Annotated in this window: 24 protein-coding genes and 2 riboswitches; of the genes, 10 read left to right on the forward strand and 14 right to left on the reverse strand. The window is 35.3% G+C overall.

What is annotated here, in order from left to right:
- Nucleotides 1-13 precede the first annotated feature (13 nt).
- On the reverse strand, nucleotides 14-781 hold the full coding sequence (locus tag NHG49_RS20465; RefSeq protein WP_149173464.1) for a DUF1129 domain-containing protein: 768 nt from the start codon (nucleotides 779-781) through the stop codon (nucleotides 14-16).
- The gene (locus tag NHG49_RS20470) at nucleotides 781-1,113 is read right to left on the reverse strand and encodes a PadR family transcriptional regulator (RefSeq protein WP_193673332.1); all 333 of its coding nucleotides are present in this window, start codon (nucleotides 1,111-1,113) and stop codon (nucleotides 781-783) included. The genes NHG49_RS20465 and NHG49_RS20470 overlap by 1 nt, the downstream gene beginning before the upstream one ends.
- 195 nt (nucleotides 1,114-1,308) lie before the next feature.
- On the opposite strand from NHG49_RS20470, the gene NHG49_RS20475 reads away from it, so the two are divergent.
- A complete protein-coding gene (locus NHG49_RS20475; protein WP_048562412.1) occupies nucleotides 1,309-2,085 on the forward strand; it encodes a 3-hydroxybutyrate dehydrogenase in 777 nt (258 codons plus the stop codon).
- Between the two features lie 94 nt (nucleotides 2,086-2,179).
- Here NHG49_RS20475 and NHG49_RS20480 read toward each other — a convergent pair whose 3' ends face one another.
- The 4 genes from NHG49_RS20480 to NHG49_RS20495 form a co-directional block, all read right to left on the reverse strand.
- Nucleotides 2,180-2,317, reverse strand: a complete 138-nt coding sequence (locus NHG49_RS20480; protein ID WP_000393326.1) for a YvrJ family protein — start codon at nucleotides 2,315-2,317, stop codon at nucleotides 2,180-2,182.
- A 67-nt stretch (nucleotides 2,318-2,384) separates the two neighbouring features.
- Nucleotides 2,385-3,446, reverse strand: a complete 1,062-nt coding sequence (gene mtnA, locus NHG49_RS20485) for an S-methyl-5-thioribose-1-phosphate isomerase (RefSeq protein ID WP_000104620.1) — start codon at nucleotides 3,444-3,446, stop codon at nucleotides 2,385-2,387.
- Nucleotides 3,443-4,624, reverse strand: a complete 1,182-nt coding sequence (gene mtnK, locus NHG49_RS20490; RefSeq protein WP_000542694.1) for an S-methyl-5-thioribose kinase — start codon at nucleotides 4,622-4,624, stop codon at nucleotides 3,443-3,445. Before mtnK ends, mtnA begins: the two co-directional genes overlap by 4 nt.
- Nucleotides 4,625-4,715: 91 nt before the next feature.
- Nucleotides 4,716-4,858: riboswitch (SAM riboswitch) on the reverse strand.
- 71 nt (nucleotides 4,859-4,929) lie between these two features.
- Complete coding sequence (locus tag NHG49_RS20495; protein WP_064474908.1) at nucleotides 4,930-5,709, reverse strand: carbon-nitrogen family hydrolase; 780 nt, start codon at nucleotides 5,707-5,709, stop codon at nucleotides 4,930-4,932.
- Between the two features lie 99 nt (nucleotides 5,710-5,808).
- Here NHG49_RS20495 and NHG49_RS20500 point away from each other — a divergent pair, with 99 nt between their 5' ends.
- The 6 genes from NHG49_RS20500 (at nucleotide 5,809) to NHG49_RS20525 (ending at nucleotide 10,831) form a co-directional block, all read left to right on the forward strand.
- The gene (locus NHG49_RS20500; RefSeq protein WP_064474907.1) at nucleotides 5,809-6,987 is read left to right on the forward strand and encodes a pyridoxal phosphate-dependent aminotransferase; all 1,179 of its coding nucleotides are present in this window, start codon (nucleotides 5,809-5,811) and stop codon (nucleotides 6,985-6,987) included.
- A gap of 64 nt (nucleotides 6,988-7,051) precedes the next feature.
- Nucleotides 7,052-7,157, forward strand: a riboswitch (SAM riboswitch).
- A gap of 64 nt (nucleotides 7,158-7,221) precedes the next feature.
- The gene (gene mtnW, locus NHG49_RS20505; protein WP_064474906.1) at nucleotides 7,222-8,466 is read left to right on the forward strand and encodes a 2,3-diketo-5-methylthiopentyl-1-phosphate enolase; all 1,245 of its coding nucleotides are present in this window, start codon (nucleotides 7,222-7,224) and stop codon (nucleotides 8,464-8,466) included.
- Nucleotides 8,463-9,122, forward strand: coding sequence for a 2-hydroxy-3-keto-5-methylthiopentenyl-1-phosphate phosphatase (locus NHG49_RS20510; protein WP_098076555.1), 660 nt, complete (start codon nucleotides 8,463-8,465; stop codon nucleotides 9,120-9,122). Before mtnW ends, NHG49_RS20510 begins: the two co-directional genes overlap by 4 nt.
- Nucleotides 9,119-9,757 carry a methylthioribulose 1-phosphate dehydratase gene (locus NHG49_RS20515; RefSeq protein WP_088047225.1) on the forward strand — a complete coding sequence of 213 codons (639 nt, stop codon included), beginning with the start codon at nucleotides 9,119-9,121 and terminating at the stop codon, nucleotides 9,755-9,757. The genes NHG49_RS20510 and NHG49_RS20515 overlap by 4 nt, the downstream gene beginning before the upstream one ends.
- Nucleotides 9,735-10,247 carry a 1,2-dihydroxy-3-keto-5-methylthiopentene dioxygenase gene (locus NHG49_RS20520; protein WP_000057324.1) on the forward strand — a complete coding sequence of 171 codons (513 nt, stop codon included), beginning with the start codon at nucleotides 9,735-9,737 and terminating at the stop codon, nucleotides 10,245-10,247. The genes NHG49_RS20515 and NHG49_RS20520 overlap by 23 nt, the downstream gene beginning before the upstream one ends.
- 308 nt (nucleotides 10,248-10,555) lie before the next feature.
- Nucleotides 10,556-10,831 (forward strand): hypothetical protein, encoded by a 276-nt coding sequence (locus NHG49_RS20525; protein ID WP_000054671.1) that lies wholly within the window; start codon nucleotides 10,556-10,558, stop codon nucleotides 10,829-10,831.
- A 42-nt stretch (nucleotides 10,832-10,873) separates the two neighbouring features.
- Here NHG49_RS20525 and NHG49_RS20530 read toward each other — a convergent pair whose 3' ends face one another.
- From NHG49_RS20530 to NHG49_RS20545, 4 genes are all read right to left on the reverse strand, one after another.
- Entirely contained in the window at nucleotides 10,874-11,206 is a 333-nt protein-coding gene (locus NHG49_RS20530) for a DUF3909 family protein (protein ID WP_088047222.1), read from the reverse strand.
- Nucleotides 11,207-11,211: 5 nt separating this feature from the next.
- A complete protein-coding gene (locus NHG49_RS20535; protein WP_258126474.1) occupies nucleotides 11,212-12,090 on the reverse strand; it encodes an NAD(P)-dependent oxidoreductase in 879 nt (292 codons plus the stop codon).
- A 4-nt stretch (nucleotides 12,091-12,094) separates the two neighbouring features.
- Entirely contained in the window at nucleotides 12,095-13,231 is a 1,137-nt protein-coding gene (locus NHG49_RS20540; protein ID WP_000591954.1) for a serine hydrolase, read from the reverse strand.
- 90 nt (nucleotides 13,232-13,321) lie between these two features.
- Nucleotides 13,322-14,614, reverse strand: coding sequence for a GGDEF domain-containing protein (locus tag NHG49_RS20545; RefSeq protein WP_258126475.1), 1,293 nt, complete (start codon nucleotides 14,612-14,614; stop codon nucleotides 13,322-13,324).
- A gap of 329 nt (nucleotides 14,615-14,943) precedes the next feature.
- On the opposite strand from NHG49_RS20545, the gene NHG49_RS20550 reads away from it, so the two are divergent.
- From NHG49_RS20550 to NHG49_RS20560, 3 genes are all read left to right on the forward strand, one after another.
- On the forward strand, nucleotides 14,944-15,561 hold the full coding sequence (locus tag NHG49_RS20550) for a nitroreductase family protein (RefSeq protein ID WP_000180385.1): 618 nt from the start codon (nucleotides 14,944-14,946) through the stop codon (nucleotides 15,559-15,561).
- A gap of 290 nt (nucleotides 15,562-15,851) precedes the next feature.
- On the forward strand, nucleotides 15,852-16,070 hold the full coding sequence (locus NHG49_RS20555) for a hypothetical protein (RefSeq protein ID WP_000100492.1): 219 nt from the start codon (nucleotides 15,852-15,854) through the stop codon (nucleotides 16,068-16,070).
- A 196-nt stretch (nucleotides 16,071-16,266) separates the two neighbouring features.
- Nucleotides 16,267-16,635 (forward strand): DUF3915 domain-containing protein, encoded by a 369-nt coding sequence (locus NHG49_RS20560; protein WP_060749672.1) that lies wholly within the window; start codon nucleotides 16,267-16,269, stop codon nucleotides 16,633-16,635.
- A 97-nt stretch (nucleotides 16,636-16,732) separates the two neighbouring features.
- Here the strand turns inward: NHG49_RS20560 and ptsP are convergent, their stop codons facing one another.
- From ptsP to glcT, 4 genes are all read right to left on the reverse strand, one after another.
- Nucleotides 16,733-18,445 (reverse strand): phosphoenolpyruvate--protein phosphotransferase, encoded by a 1,713-nt coding sequence (gene ptsP / locus NHG49_RS20565; RefSeq protein ID WP_000174214.1) that lies wholly within the window; start codon nucleotides 18,443-18,445, stop codon nucleotides 16,733-16,735.
- Nucleotides 18,445-18,708: a phosphocarrier protein HPr gene (ptsH, locus tag NHG49_RS20570; RefSeq protein ID WP_000411080.1), complete on the reverse strand. Its 264-nt coding sequence runs from the start codon at nucleotides 18,706-18,708 to the stop codon at nucleotides 18,445-18,447. Before ptsH ends, ptsP begins: the two co-directional genes overlap by 1 nt.
- Before the next feature lie 136 nt (nucleotides 18,709-18,844).
- Entirely contained in the window at nucleotides 18,845-20,908 is a 2,064-nt protein-coding gene (gene ptsG, locus NHG49_RS20575; protein ID WP_098102737.1) for a PTS glucose transporter subunit IIABC, read from the reverse strand.
- A gap of 339 nt (nucleotides 20,909-21,247) precedes the next feature.
- A complete protein-coding gene (glcT, locus tag NHG49_RS20580; protein ID WP_048546230.1) occupies nucleotides 21,248-22,096 on the reverse strand; it encodes a glucose PTS transporter transcription antiterminator GlcT in 849 nt (282 codons plus the stop codon).
- Nucleotides 22,097-22,198: the final 102 nt, after the last annotated feature.

A 22,198-nucleotide genomic window follows, 5' to 3' on the forward strand; every position in this document is an offset into this window, starting at 1 on the left:
GATAACCTCTCCCTTATTTAACCGTTTCTTTTCTATTCGTCTTCATCATAATTTCAAGGAAAATTAAAATAAATAAACTTCCGTATAAACATATAATTTGAAATAACATTGGTACGAGATCTTCTGATGTAAATGTTTTAAACACTAACATAATTGAAAGCGGAATGATTAAATATAAGTTTTTAAACCATCCTTCAAAATACATATTTATCCCTATTGTGATAATAAAAATACCTCCAGCTAATATATAACTTTGCATTTCGGTGAATGTGAGCATTTTTGTAGGATATATTACATCTAATATCGTAACAACTCCTATTAGAAACATTGGCGCAATCATGACTAAAAACCACATAGAAAACCATGTTTTTGTAAAGCTTGTTACGAAGGTCATTTTACGAAGTAGAAAATTAGGACCCATTACAGCTACGATCAATGTAAAGCTATAGCCAATGCACTGAATAAGTGAAATCTGTAACATTCCGTTATTCACTATTAAGATAGAAGCAATAATCCAAAACGATACGATATTCATTACTGTAAAACCAATTTGCTTCCACGTTTCCTGTCTATCCTTTTCCATTACTTTTACAAGTTCATTTGCATATTCTTTCGGTGAGCTTCCGAAAATATCTTCTACACTTTTCCCATCACTCTCACCCTCAATTAAATGGAGTTCTGCATCTTCTATAAAATTTTCAATATCGCTTTCTTTCACACCCTTTGCCACTAAAAATAATCTCATATCTAATAAAAACTTTCGTGCTTCACTGGATATCATTATTTTTTTCTCCCCTTCCCTTCAAGTAGACGCTCTACACTACTTTGCATCGCTTCCCAGCGATCCATAAATTCATTAAGTGCTTCCTCGCCTTTTTCTGTTAATGTATAATATTTTCGCTTTGGGCCAGATGAAGATTCCTTCATTACACTTGTTATTAATCCTTCCTTTTGCATTCGTATTAATAACGGATAAATACTTCCCTCACTCGCCATTGTAAAGCCATACTTCGCTAGCTTTTCACTCATTTCATAACCGTATATTTCACCTTCAGAAATAATAGCAAGTAAGCATCCTTCTAAAATCCCTTTCAGCATTTGACTTGTCGACATAATTCAAATCCTCCCACTATCTTGTTTTACAAGATAGATAAGCGTAAGTATCTTGCTTTACAAAATAGTATAGCAGAGACTATTTTGCAAAACAAGATAGCTAACGATATTTTTCCAAATCTTTGCAGGATTTTCATTATCCACTCTCTAAATAGAGCAATATGAGAACTTTATGACGAAGGGATGTTTTTCATCATGGTTACAAATCGAGTTGTTTTTTTAACAGGCGCTGCAAGTGGCATTGGTTATGAAATGGGAAACGCTTTTGCAAAAGAAGGTGCAAAAGTTGTTATTACCGACCGTCTTGAAGAACGTGCAAAAGAAGCTGCTGAACAATTACAAAAAGAAGGCTATCAAGCTATCGGTTTAAAATGTGATGTTACATCTGAAGAAGAAATTACCGCTGCAATTTCTCAAACCGTTACGCATTTCGGTTCATTACATATATTAATTAACAACGCAGGAATGCAGCACGTTTCACCAATTGAAGATTTTCCAACCGAAAAGTTCGAACTGCTTATTAAAATTATGCAAATCGCTCCTTTTATCGCAATTAAGCATGCCTTCCCAATCATGAAAAAACAAAAGTATGGCCGAATTATTAATGTAGCCTCCATTAATGGCCTCGTTGGATTTGCGGGAAAATCCGCCTACAATAGCGCGAAGCATGGCGTAATCGGATTAACAAAAGTTGCCGCTTTAGAAGGCGCTACTCACGGAATTACCGTTAATGCGCTTTGTCCTGGTTATGTCGATACCCCTCTTGTACGTAATCAACTACAAGATTTAGCTACTACACGAAATGTACCACTTGAAAATGTTTTAGAAGATGTTATTTATCCACTTGTACCACAAAAACGCTTATTGCAAGTACAAGAAATCGCTGATTATGCTATGTTTTTAGCGAGTGAAAAAGCAAGAGGTATAACTGGACAAGCCGTTGTTATCGATGGTGGTTATACTGCTCAATAAAGTGAAGGCTTTTACTTCCCATTAATGCGGGGTAAAAAATAAAGTTTGCTCACGAAGAGCAAACTTTATTTTACTTTCTATCGCGAGGACCTTCCTACTTTAGTAATTGTTTAGGGAGTTTCTCGATTGCAACAATTACCCCATCTAATTTACTTTCAATACGATGGAGTAAATATAATGTTACAACAATCGGAAACCCTACATTACCTATCATCTTGATCCACTCTTCCATCTTTCTCTCCCCCTTTCATTATATAAATAAGAGTACGAAATACATTTAGGCATAAAAAAACAAGCTATTATGTATTAGCTTGTCTTTCAAATAATGATGCAATTTCCCGTTTATAATCTCCATGTATGATGCCTTTTTCAGTAATAATACCTGTAATTAATTCATTCGGTGTTACGTCAAATGCAGGATTATAAACATCAGTTCCAATTGGCGCCACTTGTTTTTCAAAAATTTTCGTAACTTCGGTTTCATCTCTTTCTTCAATAACAATTTCTGTACCTATTTGTTTCGTAATATCAAACGTAGATAACGGAGCTGCAACGTAAAATGGAATATCGAAATACTTTGCTAATATAGCTAAATTCATTGTTCCGATTTTATTTGCTGTATCTCCATTTGCGACAATTCGGTCCGCTCCTACAATAATTGCGTTTATTTCTTTCGTTTGAATAGCATGCGCTGCCGTATTATCTGTAATAAGTGTTACATCAATATTTGCCTGTTTTAATTCCCATGTCGTTAAACGCCCGCCTTGTAAAACCGGTCTCGTTTCACATGCATACGCATGTAAACGTACACCTTTTTCTTTCCCAATATAAAACGGTGCTAATGCAGTACCATATCTAGCAGTTGCAATACTTCCAGCGTTACAAATTGTTAAAATGTTATCACCGTCTTTAAAGCATGTTAATGCATGTTCTCCAATACTCCGGCATACCGCTTCATCTTCTTGCTGAATGAGAAGTGCTTCTTCTTCTAATATTTTTTGTGCTTCTTTTATTTTAGTAATTTCTCGAATGGATTCTCTCATACGATCGATTGCCCAAAATAAATTGACTGCTGTCGGGCGTGACGTTCCTAAATAATTACAATCTCTATTAAACTTCTTTTGAAATTCTTCCATATGTACAGTATTATATTTTTTTGATGCAAGCGCCAAACCAAATGCAGCTACAATTCCAATTGCAGGTGCTCCTCGTACTTCTAGCATGACAATACTTTTCCATACCTCTTCAATCGTCGTTAATGTTTTGTATTCTGTACTATGCGGCAACTTTGTTTGATTTAATACTGCAATGGCATCACCTTTCCAACTGACAGACCTCGGAACAGTAACAATTGTACTCATGCTTTTACCCCTCCAGAAACTGTCTGTTGAAATAACGTTCGGAACAGTTGAATGTCAGCGCTCTTAGATTCATATTTTATTAGTTCTTTACCTAAGGATAGCGCTTGTTTTTTAGCTTGGATTCTCGTTTCTTTATTTGCTATTTCATCTAAATCAGCTACATGTGCTAAACCAATTGTTCTACGTATAAGCTCACATCCAGCAAATCCAACGGCATCCGTAAAAATATTTTGCAAAATAATTGGCAACCATTGTTTCTCTTTCGTATATGCTTCTACGCCTTCTCCAATCCATAATTTCGTAAAAGCTTCTACAAAATAACTCCATGTTTTCTCAATATGGAAAAATAGCACACTTCTTTTTTCCTCTTCACGGGATAGTGCATTTAATAATAAATTTGCAATAAATTGACCAAGGTCAAATCCAAATGGACCGTATGTTGCAAATTCTGGATCAATTACTTTCGTTTCAGCAGGTGATGAAAAAATACTACCAGTATGTAAATCACCATGAATAAGCGCTTCTTTTCTTGTTAAGAACTTATATTTATACTGTGCTACTTTTAATTTTAAATTTTTGTCACTCCACAGTTCATCCACCGCTAGTTGTAACTCTGGTTCATAATCATTCGTATCATAATGACTAAACGGATCTGTAAACACTAAATCTTCCGTAATTTTACTAAGATCTGGATTAACAAATTCACTATCTAACACTCTTTTCTCTTCTGATTGTAAACCGAAATCTGAAGTATAAAACAAAACATGTGCTAGAAAGCGACCAATATGTTGGGATAAAAGTGGGTACTCCTCTCCATCTATTAATCCTTTTCTTGTAATTGTTAGCCTTGATAAGTCTTCTATGACCGTTACTGCTAACTCTTCATCATGACTGTACACTACCGGCACATATTCCGGCACATACTTCGCAAAAATTTGTAATGCTTTACTTTCAATCGTCGCTCTTTTTATAGACAGTGGCCAGCTCTCACCAACTACTTTCGCATATGGCAGTGCTTGTTTTATTATAATAGACTTCTCTCCATCATCTAATTTGAACACGTAATTTAAATTTCCATCTCCAATTTCATGACAAACTACATTTGCTTTCTTTTCAAAATAACCGTGTTCTTTCGCATATTGTATAGCTGTCGTTTCAGTTAATGAATAATATCCCATCGTCTTCTCCCCCTTTTTTAAATTCAGAGGTTTTTCTGACGTAGAAAAACCTCTTTCCACAAAGAAAGAGGTTTGAAGTTTATCTTCTCCCCTCTTATCTGCCAGAAAGGTTTACTTTCTGCTGGAATTAGCACCGTGCCTTTTGGCGTAAATAAACGCCCCATTTCACAATGGTATTACGGTCGGTTGCTGGGCTTCATCGGGCCAAATCCCTCCACCTGCTCTTGATAAGAGTTGTATAATTTTTTGAATTTTTAACTTTATGTTGAAGACTATACCAAGAATAAAAATCACTTGTCAACATTTTATTTGTATAATTCTGGACGACGATCTGCAAAAACTGGAATTCCTTTGCGTACTTCTTTAATTTTCTCAAAATGAAGCTCTCCAAATAAAATTGATTCTTCTTCATTCGCTTCTACAACAACTTCGCCCCAAGGATCGACAATTAGAGAATGACCGGCAAACTCATTACTCGGATCCTTCCCTGCCCTATTACATGCAACAACATAACATTGATTTTCAACTGCTCTTGCTTGCAATAGCAAACGCCAATGTGCTAAACGAACTAATGGCCATTCTGCTACAACAAATAAAACTTTTGCACCTTTCGCAGTATGAACGCGCATCCACTCCGGAAAACGAATGTCATAACAAATTGTGCCGGCGCACTCTACATCATCTAACTTAAATTCACCTGTACTATTTCCAGCGATTAAATATTTATGTTCATCCATAAGCTGAAATAAATGCACTTTACTATATTCATTGACTAGTTCTCCTTCCTTGTTTACCACATACATTGTATTTGTAACACCTTGCTCTGTTTGCTTCGCTATAGACCCACCGACAATATGTACACCATATTGCTTCGACCATTCTTTCAGCTTTTCTTTCGTTTGCAATCCATCCCTATCTGCAATTTCAGTAAGCCTCGTTAAATCATATCCCGTTGTCCATAATTCTGGTAAGACAATAACGTCTGGTCTTTCCTTCATCGCTTCGCTTATTTTATTTTTAGCATTCTCAATATTTTTTTCTACATCTCCAAAGACAATGTCCATTTGAATACATGCGACTTTCATTTTGTCAGCCCCATTCTTAATTTTTTTCTTTACAAAATACTGGAAAGATTATATCATTTGTCACTAGAATTGTAACAACTTTCAAAAGAGGTGGAAAGTATGAAATTATTTCAACCTTCTGAGATAGTAACATCATTGCCTACACAATTTTTCGCTTCACTTGTTGCAAAAGTTAACAAAGTCGTAGCAGCAGGTCACGATGTTATTAATCTAGGTCAAGGTAATCCAGATCAACCAACACCGCAGCATATCGTAAAAGCTTTACAAGATGCTGCTGAAAAGACCATTCATCATAAATATCCACCATTTCGCGGACACGAAAGTTTAAAAGAAGCCGTGGCAACATTCTATCAACGCGAATATGATGTAGTAGTAAATCCAAAAACAGAAGTTGCTATTTTGTTTGGTGGAAAAGCTGGATTAGTAGAATTACCACTTTGTTTTACAAACCCTGGTGATACTATTCTCGTTCCAGATCCAGGCTATCCAGATTATTTATCAGGAGTTGCTTTAGCAAAAGCACAATTTGAAACAATGCCGCTTATTGCAGAAAATAATTTTTTACCAGATTATACAAAAATTGATGCCACTACCGCTGAGCGTGCAAAGTTAATGTTTTTAAACTATCCAAATAATCCGACCGGTGCTACTGCATCAAAAGATTTCTTTGATGAAACCATTCATTTTGCTAATAAACATAATATATTAGTCATTCATGATTTTGCTTACGGTGCGATTGGATTCGATGGTCAAAAACCTGTTAGTTTCTTGCAAGCAGACGGTGCTAAAGATACAGGTATTGAAATTTACACTCTATCGAAAACTTTCAATATGGCTGGATGGCGCATCGCTTTTGCTGTGGGGAATGAAAGTGTGATTGAGACAATTAACTTATTACAAGATCATATGTATGTTAGTATTTTTGGTGCAGTTCAAGATGCTGCCCGCGAAGCACTATTAAGTTCACAGTCTTGCGTAATAGACCTTGTAAATAGTTACGAATCTCGAAGAAACGCTCTTGTTTCAGCTTGTCACTCAATTGGTTGGAATGTAGACATTCCAACAGGCTCATTCTTTGCATGGCTTCCTGTTCCGAAAGGATATACATCTGAGCAATTTTCTGATATTTTACTAGAAAAAGCACACGTTGCAGTTGCTCCTGGTGTTGGATTTGGTGAGCATGGCGAAGGGTATGTCCGTGTTGGTCTCTTGCATACAGAAGATAGATTACGAGAAGCCATTAATCGAATTGATAAATTAAATTTTTTCAAAAAGTAATTGACAACATGAAAAATATCTGACAAAATTCAGTTATCTTAAAAATTTAAACATTTCTAAATACTTCTTATCAAGAGCAGGTGGAGGGACGAGCCCGACGAAACCCGGCAACCGATCTACAATTGTAGACACGGTGCTAATTCTCGCAGCATTACGCTGACAGATAAGGAGCTGGTTGTAAAAAAACCTCTCCTTAGCTGAGAGGTTTTTTTATTTAACTAGGAGGTTTTAACAATGAGCGGAATTATAGCGACGTATTTAATCCATGATGATTCACATAACTTAGAAAAAAAAGCTGAGCAAATTGCACTCGGTTTAACAATTGGCTCTTGGACTCATTTGCCACACTTATTGCAAGAACAATTAAAACAGCATAAAGGCAACGTCATTCATGTTGAGGAATTAGCTGAACAAGAACATACCAATTCGTATTTACGTAAAAAAGTTAAACGTGGGATTATTAAAATCGAATATCCGTTATTAAACTTCAGTCCAGACTTACCAGCAATTTTAACAACTACATTCGGAAAGCTATCACTTGATGGCGAAGTGAAATTAATCGACTTAACATTTTCAGACGAGTTAAAACAGTATTTCCCTGGTCCGAAATTCGGGATAGATGGCATTCGAAATCTTTTACAAGTGCATGAGCGTCCCCTTTTAATGAGCATTTTCAAAGGAATGATTGGACGAAATATTGGGTATTTAAAAACGCAATTACGCGATCAAGCAATTGGTGGTGTAGATATAGTAAAAGATGATGAAATATTATTTGAGAATACATTAACACCACTTACGAAACGCATTGTATCTGGAAAAGAAGTTTTAGACTCAGTATATGAAACATACGGACATAAAACGTTATATGCCGTAAATTTAACAGGACGAACTTTTGATTTAAAAGAAAATGCGAAACGCGCAGTGCAAGCTGGGGCAGATATTCTATTATTTAATGTATTTGCTTACGGACTAGATGTACTACAATCACTTGCAGAAGATGATGAAATCCCAGTTCCTATTATGGCACACCCTGCTGTAAGTGGTGCTTATTCAGCATCCAAGTTATATGGAGTTTCCTCACCATTATTACTAGGAAAGCTACTACGTTATGCTGGTGCTGACTTTTCATTATTCCCATCTCCATACGGAAGTGTTGCACTAGAAAAAGAGGAGGCTCTTGCTATCTCAAAATATTTAACTGAAGACGATGCATTTTTCAAGAAGAGTTTTTCTGTTCCGTCTGCTGGTATTCACCCTGGTTTCGTTCCCTTTATTCTACGAGATTTCGGTAAAGATGTTGTTATTAATGCTGGCGGCGGGATACATGGACATCCGAGTGGAGCGCAAGGGGGCGGTAAAGCTTTCCGTACTGCAATTGATGCTACTTTGCAAAATACACCACTCCATGAAGTAGATGACATAAATTTGCATAGTGCACTACAAATATGGGGAAATCCCTCTCATGGGGTGAAATTATGAGTATTCAAGTATTTTGTGATTTCGATGGCACGATTACAAATAATGATAACATTATGTCCATTATGGAAAAATTCGCACCACCAGAAGCCGAAGAAGTAAAGAATAGAATTTTATCACAAGAGCTGTCTGTTCAAGAAGGTGTTTCTCAATTATTTCAATTAATACCTACTAGCCTACACGATGATATGATTCAATTTTTAATAGAAACTGCTGAAATCCGTAGTGGTTTTCATGAATTTATACAATTTGTAAATGAAAATAACATTTCTTTTTACGTTATATCAGGTGGAATGGATTTCTTCGTCTATCCACTCTTACAAGGAATCATTCCAAAAGAGCAAATTTACTGTAATGAAACAGACTTTTCAAATGAATTCATTACAGTTAAGTGGCCTCATCCTTGTGATCATCATTGTCAAAATCATTGCGGATTATGTAAATCATCTTTAATCCGTAAATTAAGTGATACGAATGACTTCCATATTGTAATTGGAGATTCAATTACTGATTTACAAGCTGCGAAACAAGCAGATAAAGTATTTGCTCGTGACTTCCTTATTACAAAGTGTGAAGAGAATTATATTGCTTATACACCGTTTGAAACATTTCACGATGTTCAAACCCAATTAAAACATTTGTTGGAGGTGAAATCATGAAACAACTTTTTCGTCAATGGTATGACTTAAGCGAGATAAAAAAAGAATTAACAACACGAAATTGGTTTCCAGCAACGAGTGGTAATATTTCTATAAAGGTTAGTCATGAGCCACTTACTTTTCTTATTACAGCAAGTGGTAAAGATAAAACAAAAACTACTCCAGATGATTTTCTATTAGTAGATCATCTAGGGCTTCCCGTATTAGAGACTGAATTACGCCCTTCAGCAGAAACAATATTGCATACCCATATTTATAACAATACGAATGCTGGGTGCGTACTTCATGTTCATACAACTGATAATAATGTCATCACAAATTTATACAGTGATGCAGTCGTCCTTCAAAATCAAGAAATTATTAAAGCTCTCGATATTTGGGAAGAAGGTGCAACAATTCACATTCCTATTATCGAAAACCATGCCCATATCCCAACGCTTGGAGAAAACTTCCGAAAGCATATACAAGGAGATTCGGGAGCAGTATTGATCCGTAACCATGGTATTACCGTATGGGGCCGAGATAGCTTTGATGCAAAGAAAAGATTAGAAGCTTATGAGTTTTTATTCCAATTTCATATAAAACTATTATCAATTCAAGGAGGCGTTTCTAATGGCGCAAATTCGTATTCATGAAGTAAATACTCGCATCGAAAATGAAGTGGAAGTATCTAAATTTCTACAAGAGGAAGGCGTTTTATATGAGAAATGGAACATCTCTAAACTTCCTACTTATTTAAATGAAAATTATTCGTTAACAGATGAAAACAAGGCTGAAATATTAGCTGTGTTTTCAAAAGAAATCGCTGATGTTTCAGCGCGCCGAGGTTATAAAGCACATGATGTAATTTCACTTTCAAATAGCACACCTAACCTTGACGAATTATTAATTAATTTCCAAAAAGAACACCATCATACTGATGATGAAGTTCGCTTTATTGTTAGTGGTCATGGCATCTTTGCTATTGAAGGAAAAGATGGGAAATTCTTTGACGTTGAACTTGAGCCAGGCGATCTCATATCTGTTCCTGAAAATGCAAGACATTATTTTACCTTGCAAGATGATCGTCAAGTTGTAGCTATTCGTATTTTTGTTACAACTGAAGGCTGGGTTCCAATTTATTAAGGTGGTTAGTTGAATAAAAGGACTTGGATCCCCTTTTCCAACCTTTTATTCACTCTACATATATACATCCTCCTATGGAACAGGCTTATTTCCAAAAATGAAATAAGCCTGATTTTTTATTTTCTCAAGCATATGATTCCGTCTATTCCAAAACAATCTCCCCCCTTCTATGTTTTAAGCGAATTTTTTAACACTTTTTGAACATTTATTGAACTTTTTTTGAATTTTTTCTGAAAATTCTGTTTTGTATATGATATACTACAATTAAATAAAAAGGAAAAGAATATCGCAAACAGAGGGGGATAATCATGAGTTTACTTATCGCACTTATACTAGGGGTTACGTGTGGAGCACTTCCTGTTATTCTAGGAGCTATTATGGAAGAGTTGGAAGTTGGTGTTTTAGGTTTTGTCGCATCTTGTGTAAGCGCTTTATTTTTCGGCTTATTCGGTGCTATTCCTGTTTCAATTCTGTGTGCATTTTATATAGTACGCCATGCTCGTGCAAAGCAATTCGGTCCTAATCACATCGCGCAAGTTATTCCATTCCCAATCGAACGATGTCGCCGGGCTTCTAGCTTATAATTTTAAAATTAAAAATAAATAAAAGTCCTCATTTGAGGACTTTTATTTATTTTCTTCTAGAAATTGAAACAATTCTTGTAGGTGCAAGACGTCTTCACTATAGCTAACAGATACGTGACATATACCGTCAATCTCTGCTTGCATATAAAGGTCAACTCCATCTCGATCATATTTCAATGCCAAATAAAAATCCATTTCTTCTAACATCTTTTTTGAAGTTCGAATAACATAATGCCCATTCTCATCTCTTCCATATTCGAATTCCGGCTCAAAATCATACTTTTGTTTAAAAGCTTCTTTTTGTTTTTCATTAATTTGTATACAAATTGCTCGTTGTACAGTATCAATCATCTCATCAAATTTTTGAAGATCCATCTCATTTACCCCTTTATGTATTTTTTGTATAACACTTGTGTTCCGCTATTCTCTTCCCCATCTTTTATTAACTCTTCATACAATTCCTTCGCCAAACTTAAACCTGGTACTGGTAATTGTAATTTTTCAGCCTCATCTAAAGCTATCTTCATATCTTTCATAAAGTGCTTTACATAAAACCCTGGTTCAAAATCTCCCTTTAACATTCGAGGAGCTAAGTTACTCAATGACCAACTACCTGCTGCTCCCGTTGAAATACTTTCTAATACTTTATCCGGATCTAGTCCAGCTTTTTTTGCATAAGCAACAGCTTCACATACTCCAATCATGTTAGAAGCAATCGCAATTTGATTGCACATTTTTGTATGTTGTCCACTTCCAGCTGGTCCTTGCAACTGAATGTTTCTTCCTAGTTTTTCAAATAACGGTAAACATTTTTCATATATTTCTTTTTCACCACCGACCATAATTGCGAGCCTTGCTTCTTTCGCACCAACGTCTCCTCCAGATACAGGCGCATCTAACGTATATACATTCCTACTTTTACCGGTTTCATTAATACGTTTTGCCAATGTTGGTGTAGATGTCGTGAAATCAATTGCTATCGTACCTTCATTTGCATTCTCCAAAATCCCATCTATCCCAAAGTACACTTCTTCTACATCATGTGGATATCCAACCATAGTCATTACAACATCAACTTGCTTCACTAACTCTTTCGGTGTATCACACCAATTCGCACCATCTTGCACTAAAGAGTCTGTCTTCATTTTCGTTCTATTATATACATATACTTGATAGCCGTCTTGCATTAAATGACGCACCATACTTTTTCCCATTACACCAATACCGATGAAACCTATTGATACATTTTTACGTTCCATTTTCTCATCCCCTTTGTTCTAATAAATCACTTACCATCTTTCGAAACTCATTATTAAAATCATCATCTATACTATTTTTCACATTTGAAAATAATATAACAAAAGTGCCTTTTTCTTTATTAAAATTATTGAAAGTGTTCCAACCAGATAGTACACCATGATTATGAAAATAATCCGGATATATGTAAAAACTATATGCATATTTTCGTTCTGTTGAAGGTGAAAACATCGCTTGTCTACTTTGTTCAGAAAGAAGTTTCCCATTTATAATCGCTTCGTCTAACTTCTTCATATCGCCAACTGTCGTATACATCTCACCGCATCCGTATAACCACTCCATTAACAATTTTTGTGCAGGTTCAAGTACATTCTCTTTCTTTACATATCCTTTAGTAAAATGCTGATCTCCCTGAGCCATATTTCCCATACCAGATTCATGCATTTCTGCTTTAGTAAATATATTTTCTTTTATGTAATCTCCTAAAGGTTTTTTTGATATGCTTTCTATAATATAGGCAAGCACCATATAATTATAATCTGTATATCTCCAACCTGCGCCTGGTGGAAATTCTAACTTTTGACTTCCAATCCAATTTACTAAATTTATACGAGAAGCTGCATTCACTTTTCCTTTTCCGCTTTCTGGTAAACCTGATGTGTGTGTTAACAAATGATATAAGGTGATATTTTTATCTACCGGAAAAGAGGGAATATATTTATTTACATTATCTTGAATATTTAACTTCCCTTGTTCCTGCAGCTGTAAAATAGATGTGGCCACGACTGTTTTCGTAATAGAACCGACACGATATTTTGTTTGAGGCGTATTTTCTATCTTATTTTGAACATCAGCATATCCATATCCTTTATTCAATATAACATGCTCTTTATCTGTTACTAAAACTGTTCCATTAAATTGCTTTCCTATTAAATATTGATCTAACTTTTGAGATATACTAGCATAATCAATTTGTTGTTCTTCTTTTTCTTCTATATTCTCTTGTACTTCTGATTCAATAGTAGGATTCACCTTAGTTGTTAATACAGTGCTTTCCTTTATATTGGGATTATAGAGAAAATAGTATACTCCACCACAAACTACAGCAGACAGCGAAGCCATCGTCATTATTTTTTTTATCATGTTGTTCCTCCATAATTCCTTCGTCCAAAATCCCCCCCACATTCTATTATCAAACAATAAAAAAAAATCGCAACAATTTGTTGCGAAAAATCACTTTTTTTCTTTTCTATATACACACACTTGATTTTTTCCATTTTTTTTCGCTTCATATAATGCGATATCCGCTCGTTGCATTAATTCTTCTCTTGTAATCCCTTGTTCATATAACGCGACTCCAAAACTCGCTGTTAATTTCGAAATTCCGGAGAAATGCTTTGTTTCAATGAAAAATCGTAATGATTCCGCAACCTGAAATGCTTCTTTTTCTACTGTATTCGTTACTAATATAATAAATTCTTCTCCTCCCCACCTTGCAAATACATGTTGCTGCTCCACTTTAGATTTCATAAGCTCTGCAAGCTGAATTAATGCTAAGTCACCAAAATCATGGCCGTACGTGTCATTTACTGTTTTAAAATTATCTATGTCAAATAAAATAAGTGCTATTTTTTCATCGTTACGCATTGCATTATCCCATTCTGCCTCTAGTATTTGTTGGAACTTCAAACGATTATAAATCTCTGTTAACGAATCTATCATAGCAAGCCTTTCTTGTTCTTGATAGATTTCATCTAATTCTGTAATCTCTGTACACTTCACAATAAATCTTGATAAATCTTCTGGCAGTGGTGTCGCACGCAATAAAAAAGTTGACACTTCTCCTTCATAATTGGACATCTTAATTCTTCTATCATATGATAATGTATCATCTAACCATGTTATATCATGGGTTGTTGAATAGTATCCGTTTTCTCTAATAAAATGTTCAGCAAATACTAAATGTTGCTCACGATAGGCAAATAAATTTTCATATCCGAAAAACTCTAAAAAATTTGTATTACAATCAACAATCTCATCGTCTTCTACTATAAATAATAGATCATTTTGAAAATCAAACATCGTTTGAAGTAGTTCTTGTTGCAAACTTACTTGCCGCACTAAAGAAAGCTGATACAAACTCTTATTCACTTCCTCTAACACCATTTGTGGGGTCACAGGGGCTATCACAATATTACGTATTCCTAACGTAAGCACCTCTGTAAACTCGCTTGTTATTTGTTGATCCCAAATGACAATAAATGTACTCTGTGGATTATACATATTCTTTATATATTTTATTTGAGAAAACTCTGTTACATACATAATTACAATATGTGGTTTAGTCCTCTGATACAATAATTCTCCTTCTTCAAAACTATTTGCTATAAACATACATTTTGGATGAATATTTTCTATCGTTTGTTGATGTGTGCATCCATTTTCTATATAAAGGACATTTAACTGAAGATCTTGTAATACATTTTGGAAAACCGTATTCTCTAATAAAAAATGTAGTATGTTCATCACTAGTCTTCACTCACTTCATATATCTTGTTCTACTGCATTCCTCACAAACATTTTATAAAAAGACTGTTCTCTAAATACTTTAATGAGTAAGGGACACATATTAACAAGCTAATTGAGAATGCTCTCTTCGCTTTTTCTCTATAAATTCCTTTTTTAGTGTATGATGATAGGAATTGTATCGTTTGTATGAATGCCCTAGCTTCCTCTTTAAAACTTGACAATTAAAATAAAGATATTATATTCTTAAATTCGACAACTTACAAAATGTAAGTAGAATATATTACATGTATTTTTTATAATTTGATATGTTACTTGGAGGATATATAATGACAAACGACAACTTTTTTAATGTTCTATACGAACGCACATCTACACGTGCATTCAACCCAGAGAAAGAAATTTCATCTACAGAGTTACACGAGATTTTAAAGGGAGCTGCTCAAGCACCTTCTGCTTGGAACTTGCAGCACTGGAAATTCCTTGTATTCCAAGGTGAAGATGTACAGAAACGATTGCATCCAATTGCTTATAACCAGCAACAAATACTTGATGCTTCTGCTGTAGTCGCTATTTTAGGTGATTTAGAAGCTTATAAAAACGTTGAACCAGTTTATGGTCCAATTGTAGAACAAGGATTTATGAAAGAAGAAGCAAAAGAGCGCTTAGCTAAAAATATTGAGTCTGCATATGCTCGTGAACAATTTCCAAGAGATGCAGCCTTTTCAAATGCATCTTTAGCAGCAATGCAACTTATGCTTGCGGCTAAAGCAACTGGCTGGGATACTTGTGCTATTGGTGGTTTCAACCCACAAGCACTTACAGAAGAATTCAATGTTTCATCTCGTTACGTACCAATTATGCTTATTACAATTGGTGAATCAACTTTAAAAGGTCATCCTGCACCACGAATGAGTGTAGAACAAGTGAGTGAATGGGCAAAATAATAAAGTGAACCTTTAATCAATGTGAGGGGCTTACTGGCTGTTAATACGGGATAAAAAAGAAACGAAGGTAATTTCATTACCTTCGTTTCTTTTTCTTTTGTCACACACCCGTAATATTACAATGTATCATTCGACATCTATACATAAAAAAATAGTAAATTTCATGCTATTCCCATACACATAAATGGCGTTTCGTGTCGAATTTTGTTAAAGTATCGAAATATAACCGTGTGTTTTTGTTACAATTATGATACAATGATAACAAATAGATAACAAGAGAGGGATTTTCATTGAGTTCATACGGAAGCTTTATCGCACTTTTAAGTTACATAGTAACTGTACTACTGTTATATTTTATTGGCGATGCTACAAACATATCAGTGTTACAATTCCCAAAAGAAGAAACGTTCCAATTAGACGCAGAAAAACATACTGCAAGATCCATTGCACCACTACTCTTAGCTCTCCCTGTATATATCATCGTTTTATATAAAAGTAAAAAAGTGTAAAGCCTACCTATTTCATTCATTTCGGTGGTCTTTACACTTTTTTGTGATATTTCCCCTATTTTAAACATCATTCCGTACTAAACACCCAGCTAGTCTTTTAAAATGAGAAAATCCCCCATAAAAAATTCCACTCTCTGTCCAGTCACTAACTACCGAACTTACATAGATTATAAGTGTGAAGGGGGTGATGAGGATTATGTTTGGATCATTTGGATGCTGTGATAACTTTAGAGACTGTCATCATCGTGAAAGAGAGTGCGACCATCGTGACCATCGCGAGAAAGAGAGAGAGGTAAAACCACAACAACCAGCTGTATGTAACGTACTTGCTAGCATTTCAGTTGGAACAGAACTTTCTCTTTTAAGCATTAAAGGTATTGGATCTTTCAACAATGTAATTTTTGAAGGTTTCGCTAACGGCGTTGCTCTTTTCTCTGCTTTAGCTCGTAACAATAATGATAAAGATGATAAAGACAACGACAAAGATGATAAGAACCGTCAACGTAATACTTTTAATGGTATTTTACGTGTATGCCCAACTGATATCGTTGCTATCGCTATCTAGTTCTGTGTCTTATCCTCTATAGTAAGAAAATAAGAGTTACTTTTCTCATAGAAAAAACCTGAGACCGATTTCAAATCGACTCAGGTTTTTTTATTAATTATATGCTTTTAACTAGTTCAACAACTTCTTCAGCAGTTGACATCATTAGTGCTTTTTCTGCTAATGTTTCCATTTCTGCTTTTGACAACTTGCTTAGTTGTGTTCTTGCAGGAAGAATAGATGTTGCACTCATACTGAACTCATCTAAACCTAATCCTAATAATAATGGGATAGCAAGTGAATCTCCCGCCATCTCACCACACATACCAGCCCATTTGCCTTCTTTATGAGCCGCATCAATAACCATTTTTACAAGACGTAAAATAGATGGGTTATACGGTTGGTATAAGTAAGCTACTTGTTCGTTCATACGGTCTGCAGCCATTGTGTATTGGATTAAGTCATTTGTTCCGATAGAGAAGAAATCAACTTCTTTTGCGAATTGATCTGCTAATACTGCTGAAGCTGGGATTTCAACCATCATACCCACTTCAATAGAATCAGAAACAGTTGTACCCGCTTCTACAAGTTTCGCTTTCTCTTCTAATAAGATTGCTTTCGCTTGACGGAACTCATCAAGAGTTGCAATCATTGGGAACATAATTTTTAAGTTACCGTATACGCTAGCACGAAGTAATGCACGAAGTTGTGTACGGAACACATCTTGCTCATCAAGGCATAAGCGAATTGCACGGTATCCTAAGAATGGGTTCATTTCTTTTGGTAAATGTAAGTATGGAAGCTCTTTATCTCCACCGATGTCAAGTGTACGAACAACAACAGGTTGACCTTCTTTTACACCTTCAAGAACTGCTTTATACGCTTCGAACTGCTCTTCTTCTGTTGGAAGATTGTCACGGCCCATGTATAAGAATTCTGTACGGTATAAACCAACGCCTTCTCCGCCATTATCGATAATACCTTGTACATCATTTGGTGTTCCGATATTTGCAACAAGCTCAACGTGATGTCCATCACTTGTTACAGTAGCTTGGTCTTTTAATTTTGCCCATTCAGTTTTTTGCTCTTCAAATTTCGCTTTCTTTTCTTCAAAAGAACGAAGAGTTTCTTCTGATGGATTTACAATTACTTCTCCATCTAAACCGTCGATGATTACGATATCGCCGTTTTGGATTTTCTCCATAACAACTTTCGTACCAACAACTGCAGGAATTTCCATAGAACGAGCCATAATTGCAGAGTGAGATGTACGTCCACCGATATCAGTTGTAAAACCTTTTGCATACTTACGGTTTAACTGAGCTGTATCAGATGGTGTTAAATCTTCAGCAATGATGATTACTTCTTCAGAAATTGTACCAGGGTTTGAGAAGTTAATTCCTAGTAAATGTGCAAGAACGCGTTTTGTTACGTCACGAATGTCCGCAGCACGTTCTTTCATATATTCGTTATCCATGTTTTCAAACATAGAAATAAACATTGATGCAACTTCATCCATTGCAAATTCAGCATTTACTTTTTCACTATTTACTTTATCTTTTACTGGGTTTACTAGTTCTGGATCATTTAACACTAATAAATGTGCTTCAAAGATCGCAGCTTTATCAGCACCCAGCTCAGCAAAAGCATGGTCCTTAATTGCTTCTAATTCAGTTTTTGCTTTCTCAAGCGCAGCGTCTAAGCGTGCAATTTCAGCAGCTTCGTTTGTAATTGATTTCTTTTCGATGTTAAATTCAGGATTCTCAAGTCTGAAAGCCTTTGCAATAGCAATCCCACTTGATGCAGCGATCCCTTGAATGTTAAGAGTCATTATTCTCCTAATCCTTCGTTTTTCATAGTTTCTTCGATAGCTGCTAGTGCTTGAGCTGCATCATCACCATTTGCAGTGATTTTAATTTCTGCGTTTTGTTGAATGCCTAAAGACATAACACCCATGATTGATTTTAAGTTAACGTTTTTTCCGTTATACTCTAAGTTAATGTCAGAACCAAATTTGCTTGCAGTGTTTACAAGTAGAGTTGCTGGACGAGCATGAATTCCTGAGTCGCTAGTTACTTTAAAGATTTTTTCCATGATAATTTATCTCCTTTAAATTACAGTATTTTTTTAGTTGTATAGACGTGAGTACTACATCATCTATTGTATATAATAGGCGATGTTCGGTCAACCACATCGCCTATTATAATTATAAACATTTTGCGTCAAATTCCTACTGAATGTCAATAATAGCGTTTTCGCCCTTCTTAACATTTCCATCTTTTTTCAATTCGACTTGTTGTCCTTGTTGTAAATTCGTAAAGACAATTGGTGTAATGATAGATGGTGCATTTTCTTTTACAAATGCAAGATCTACTTTTAATAATGGTTGTCCTTGTTTCACTTTGTCGCCTTGTGCTACAAGTGCTTCAAAACCTTCACCATTTAATTTTACAGTATCAATACCGAAGTGGATTAAAATTTCTTTTCCGCCTTCAGATTGAATACCAATTGCATGCTTTGTAGGGAATACGTTGACGATCTCACCGTTAACTGGAGAAACTACTGTTCCTTCTGTTGGCTCGATTGCAAATCCGTCTCCCATCATTTTTCCTGAGAATACTTGATCAGGTACTTCTGTAATCGATAAGATTTTCCCTTCAATTGGTGATACGATTGTTTCGTTTTCATCAACTTGTTTAGGAGTTTCTTCTACCTTTACAGGCTCTTCTTTTTCAACATGAGGTGTACGACCTGACATAATATCATGAATTTGTGATTTTAATGTGTCAGATTTCGGTCCAAAAATAGCTTGAATGTTATTTCCAACTTCAAGTACACCAGCTGCTCCAAGCTCTTTTAAGCGATCTTTGTTTACATTCTTTTGTTCGTTAACTTGAACACGTAAACGAGTAATACAAGCGTCTAAAGAAGCAATGTTTTCTTTACCACCAAGTGCTACTAATACTTCACGTGGAAGTTCTCCTGCTTCTGTTTTACCTGCGCCGTCATTCGCATTTGCTACTTCACGACCAGGTGTTTTTAAATCCCATTTACGGATTGCAAAGCGGAATCCGAAGTAGTAAATAACTGCTAGTACAAGACCAACAATAATTACCCACCACCATGCTGTACGGCCTGGTAGTACACCGAATAACATAAAGTCGATTAAACCACCAGAGAATGTCATACCAATTTTAACACCTAAAATTTGCATTGTCATAAATGATAGACCAGCGAATACTGCGTGAATTCCGAACAGTACTGGTGCTACGAATAAGAATGAAAATTCAAGTGGTTCTGTAATACCTGTTAAGAAAGATGTTAATGCAGCAGAGCCTAAAATACCCGCTGCTAATTTTTTATTTTCAGGACGTGCTTCATGGTACATTGCTAATGCTGCTGCTGGAAGACCGAACATCATGAACGGATACTTACCAGTTGTAAATGTACCTGCTGTTATTTCTACACCGTCTTTTAACTGTGCCATAAAGATTTTTTGGTCACCACGGATTAATTCGCCAGCTGCATTTGTATACTGACCGAATTCGAACCAGAACGGTGAATAGAAAATGTGATGTAATCCAAATGGAATTAATGAACGTTCAATTAAACCGAATATGAATGCTGCTAATGTTCTATTTGCATCAATCATTTGATGTGAGAACGTATTTAAGCCACCTTGAATGTATGGCCAAATGAAACACATGATTATACCTACTACTAAAGAGAATGTTGCAGTTGCGATCGGTACGAAACGCTTACCTGCGAAGAAACCTAAGTATGATGGTAATTCAATGTTGAAGTATTTATTGTAGCAATATGCGGCTACTATACCGACGATAATACCACCAAACACTCCCGTTTGTAGCGTTGGAATTCCTAATACGTTTGCATATGCTGGATCTGTAAATCCAATTTTTACTGGGTCTGCTCCAGAACTTGTTACTTTCACTAGCTTATCTACTTCTAAGAACACACTCATCGTTTTGTTCATAATTAAGTAGCCGACGAACGCTGCTAATCCAGCTACTCCGTCTCCACCAGCTAAACCAATTGCTACCCCAACTGCGAATAATAATGCAAGGTTAGCGAAAATAATATCACCAGATTGTTCCATAATTTTTGCTACCATTACGAACCAATCTGCTTTTAAAGCAGGAATAACATTTGTTAACTGTGGATTTTGAAATGCATTACCAAATCCAAGTAAAATACCTGCTGCCGGTAAAATCGCTACTGGAAGCATTAACGCTTTTCCGACTTTTTGAAGAACACCAAAGATCTTCTTAAACATGGAAACCCTTCCTCTCTTATCTATATTGATACCTTCCGACAAACGCCAAAAAGACATGAGGAAAAAAAGATAGAACGATAGCTATACAAAGGGTAGTATATCCCTTTCTCTAGCTTACATTCCTTGCTTTTCTCCACTCATGCCTGATCGAATCAGTAACACGTGTCAAAAATAGGTTTACGTATAAGTTCACTATAATTAAGGCAAACGTTTTCGTTACTTACCTTAATGTGTTTGTCGAAATTTGTATAACTTTGCAATAGTTATTATACATAACTATTGTAAGCGATTCAATGATTTTTTTTAACGTTTTCATTTTAGACAAAAATATATGTCTTTTTACACATGCTCTGCTTTCACTAAGCGCTGCAGGTGCATCGTTAAATATATGCTCTCTGCTTCATACACAGGAAGTTGCAATTCTTTTTGCATGACCTTAACTAGCTTCCAAGCTAAATTATAACAGACGGGATATTCCGCCTTTAATAAATCAGCAAAACTTTGTGATTCCTCTACTTTCTCCCCTTTTTTCACCCGTTCAATAGCATATTGTAAATGACGAATAAGGCGTAAGTAGTGGATACTTTCTTGGTCTAATGTAATTTGTAAGTTTGTCTCAATTAAAGATACAAGATGTGCAATGAGACGGGAGTTTTGATTAACTGAAGATAAATCTGAATTTGTAAGTGAACTGTAAATATGGAGTGCAATAAAACCAATTTCTCCTTCTGGCAATGTAATTTGCAAACGAGAATTTAAAAGGTCTACAACACCTTCAGCAATTTCATATTCCTCTGGATAGAGCATTTTCGTTTCAACTAAAAAAGGATTATCAATTGTAAGTCCTTGTTTTAACCGCTTAATCGCAAAAGAAATATGATCTGTTAAAGCGATATGAATATGTTCATTCAATGGTGATTTTGCTTTTTCTTGAATGTAGAACATAATATCATTCATTAATTCGATTAATTTTTCACTCACATGCGGCACTAACAGTTTGTATTGTTCACGATCACGTTCATTTTTTAAAACAAACATTTTTTCAATTTGTTCTTGCTCCAATATGTCTTTCGCTTTTTTCCCAAATCCAATTCCTTTACCGATCACTACTACTTCCTCATGTTCAGGATGGCTAGCAATGATGACATTATTATTTAAAACTTTTTTAATTTCTAGATAATTACTCATATAACACCACCCTCGTACTTAAATAGCCTGCTTTTATGTTACAGAACATTCTTCTTTGTCGTCAATATAAAACATCTACCATTTCATAAAAATTCGTTTTTT

Origin of the sequence: Bacillus sp. IBL03825 (assembly GCF_024712505.1) — a bacterium.
Lineage (GTDB): Bacteria > Bacillota > Bacilli > Bacillales > Bacillaceae_G > Bacillus_A > Bacillus_A wiedmannii.

Excerpts from the sequence above, each read along its gene's own strand:
- NHG49_RS20465 (WP_149173464.1), bottom strand. The coding sequence starts at position 781 with ATGATATCCAGTGAAGCACGAAAGTTTTTATTAGATATGAGATTATTT.
- NHG49_RS20470 (WP_193673332.1), bottom strand. The coding sequence starts at position 1,113 with ATGTCGACAAGTCAAATGCTGAAAGGGATTTTAGAAGGATGCTTACTT.
- NHG49_RS20475 (WP_048562412.1), top strand. The coding sequence starts at position 1,309 with ATGGTTACAAATCGAGTTGTTTTTTTAACAGGCGCTGCAAGTGGCATT.
- NHG49_RS20480 (WP_000393326.1), bottom strand. The coding sequence starts at position 2,317 with ATGGAAGAGTGGATCAAGATGATAGGTAATGTAGGGTTTCCGATTGTT.
- mtnA (WP_000104620.1), bottom strand. The coding sequence starts at position 3,446 with ATGAGTACAATTGTTACTGTTCCGAGGTCTGTCAGTTGGAAAGGTGAT.
- mtnK (WP_000542694.1), bottom strand. The coding sequence starts at position 4,624 with ATGGGATATTATTCATTAACTGAAACGACAGCTATACAATATGCGAAA.
- NHG49_RS20495 (WP_064474908.1), bottom strand. The coding sequence starts at position 5,709 with ATGAAAGTCGCATGTATTCAAATGGACATTGTCTTTGGAGATGTAGAA.
- NHG49_RS20500 (WP_064474907.1), top strand. The coding sequence starts at position 5,809 with ATGAAATTATTTCAACCTTCTGAGATAGTAACATCATTGCCTACACAA.
- mtnW (WP_064474906.1), top strand. The coding sequence starts at position 7,222 with ATGAGCGGAATTATAGCGACGTATTTAATCCATGATGATTCACATAAC.
- NHG49_RS20510 (WP_098076555.1), top strand. The coding sequence starts at position 8,463 with ATGAGTATTCAAGTATTTTGTGATTTCGATGGCACGATTACAAATAAT.
- NHG49_RS20515 (WP_088047225.1), top strand. The coding sequence starts at position 9,119 with ATGAAACAACTTTTTCGTCAATGGTATGACTTAAGCGAGATAAAAAAA.
- NHG49_RS20520 (WP_000057324.1), top strand. The coding sequence starts at position 9,735 with ATGGCGCAAATTCGTATTCATGAAGTAAATACTCGCATCGAAAATGAA.
- NHG49_RS20525 (WP_000054671.1), top strand. The coding sequence starts at position 10,556 with ATGAGTTTACTTATCGCACTTATACTAGGGGTTACGTGTGGAGCACTT.
- NHG49_RS20530 (WP_088047222.1), bottom strand. The coding sequence starts at position 11,206 with ATGGATCTTCAAAAATTTGATGAGATGATTGATACTGTACAACGAGCA.
- NHG49_RS20535 (WP_258126474.1), bottom strand. The coding sequence starts at position 12,090 with ATGGAACGTAAAAATGTATCAATAGGTTTCATCGGTATTGGTGTAATG.
- NHG49_RS20540 (WP_000591954.1), bottom strand. The coding sequence starts at position 13,231 with ATGATAAAAAAAATAATGACGATGGCTTCGCTGTCTGCTGTAGTTTGT.
- NHG49_RS20545 (WP_258126475.1), bottom strand. The coding sequence starts at position 14,614 with ATGAACATACTACATTTTTTATTAGAGAATACGGTTTTCCAAAATGTA.
- NHG49_RS20550 (WP_000180385.1), top strand. The coding sequence starts at position 14,944 with ATGACAAACGACAACTTTTTTAATGTTCTATACGAACGCACATCTACA.
- NHG49_RS20560 (WP_060749672.1), top strand. The coding sequence starts at position 16,267 with ATGTTTGGATCATTTGGATGCTGTGATAACTTTAGAGACTGTCATCAT.
- ptsP (WP_000174214.1), bottom strand. The coding sequence starts at position 18,445 with ATGACTCTTAACATTCAAGGGATCGCTGCATCAAGTGGGATTGCTATT.
- ptsH (WP_000411080.1), bottom strand. The coding sequence starts at position 18,708 with ATGGAAAAAATCTTTAAAGTAACTAGCGACTCAGGAATTCATGCTCGT.
- ptsG (WP_098102737.1), bottom strand. The coding sequence starts at position 20,908 with ATGTTTAAGAAGATCTTTGGTGTTCTTCAAAAAGTCGGAAAAGCGTTA.
- glcT (WP_048546230.1), bottom strand. The coding sequence starts at position 22,096 with ATGAGTAATTATCTAGAAATTAAAAAAGTTTTAAATAATAATGTCATC.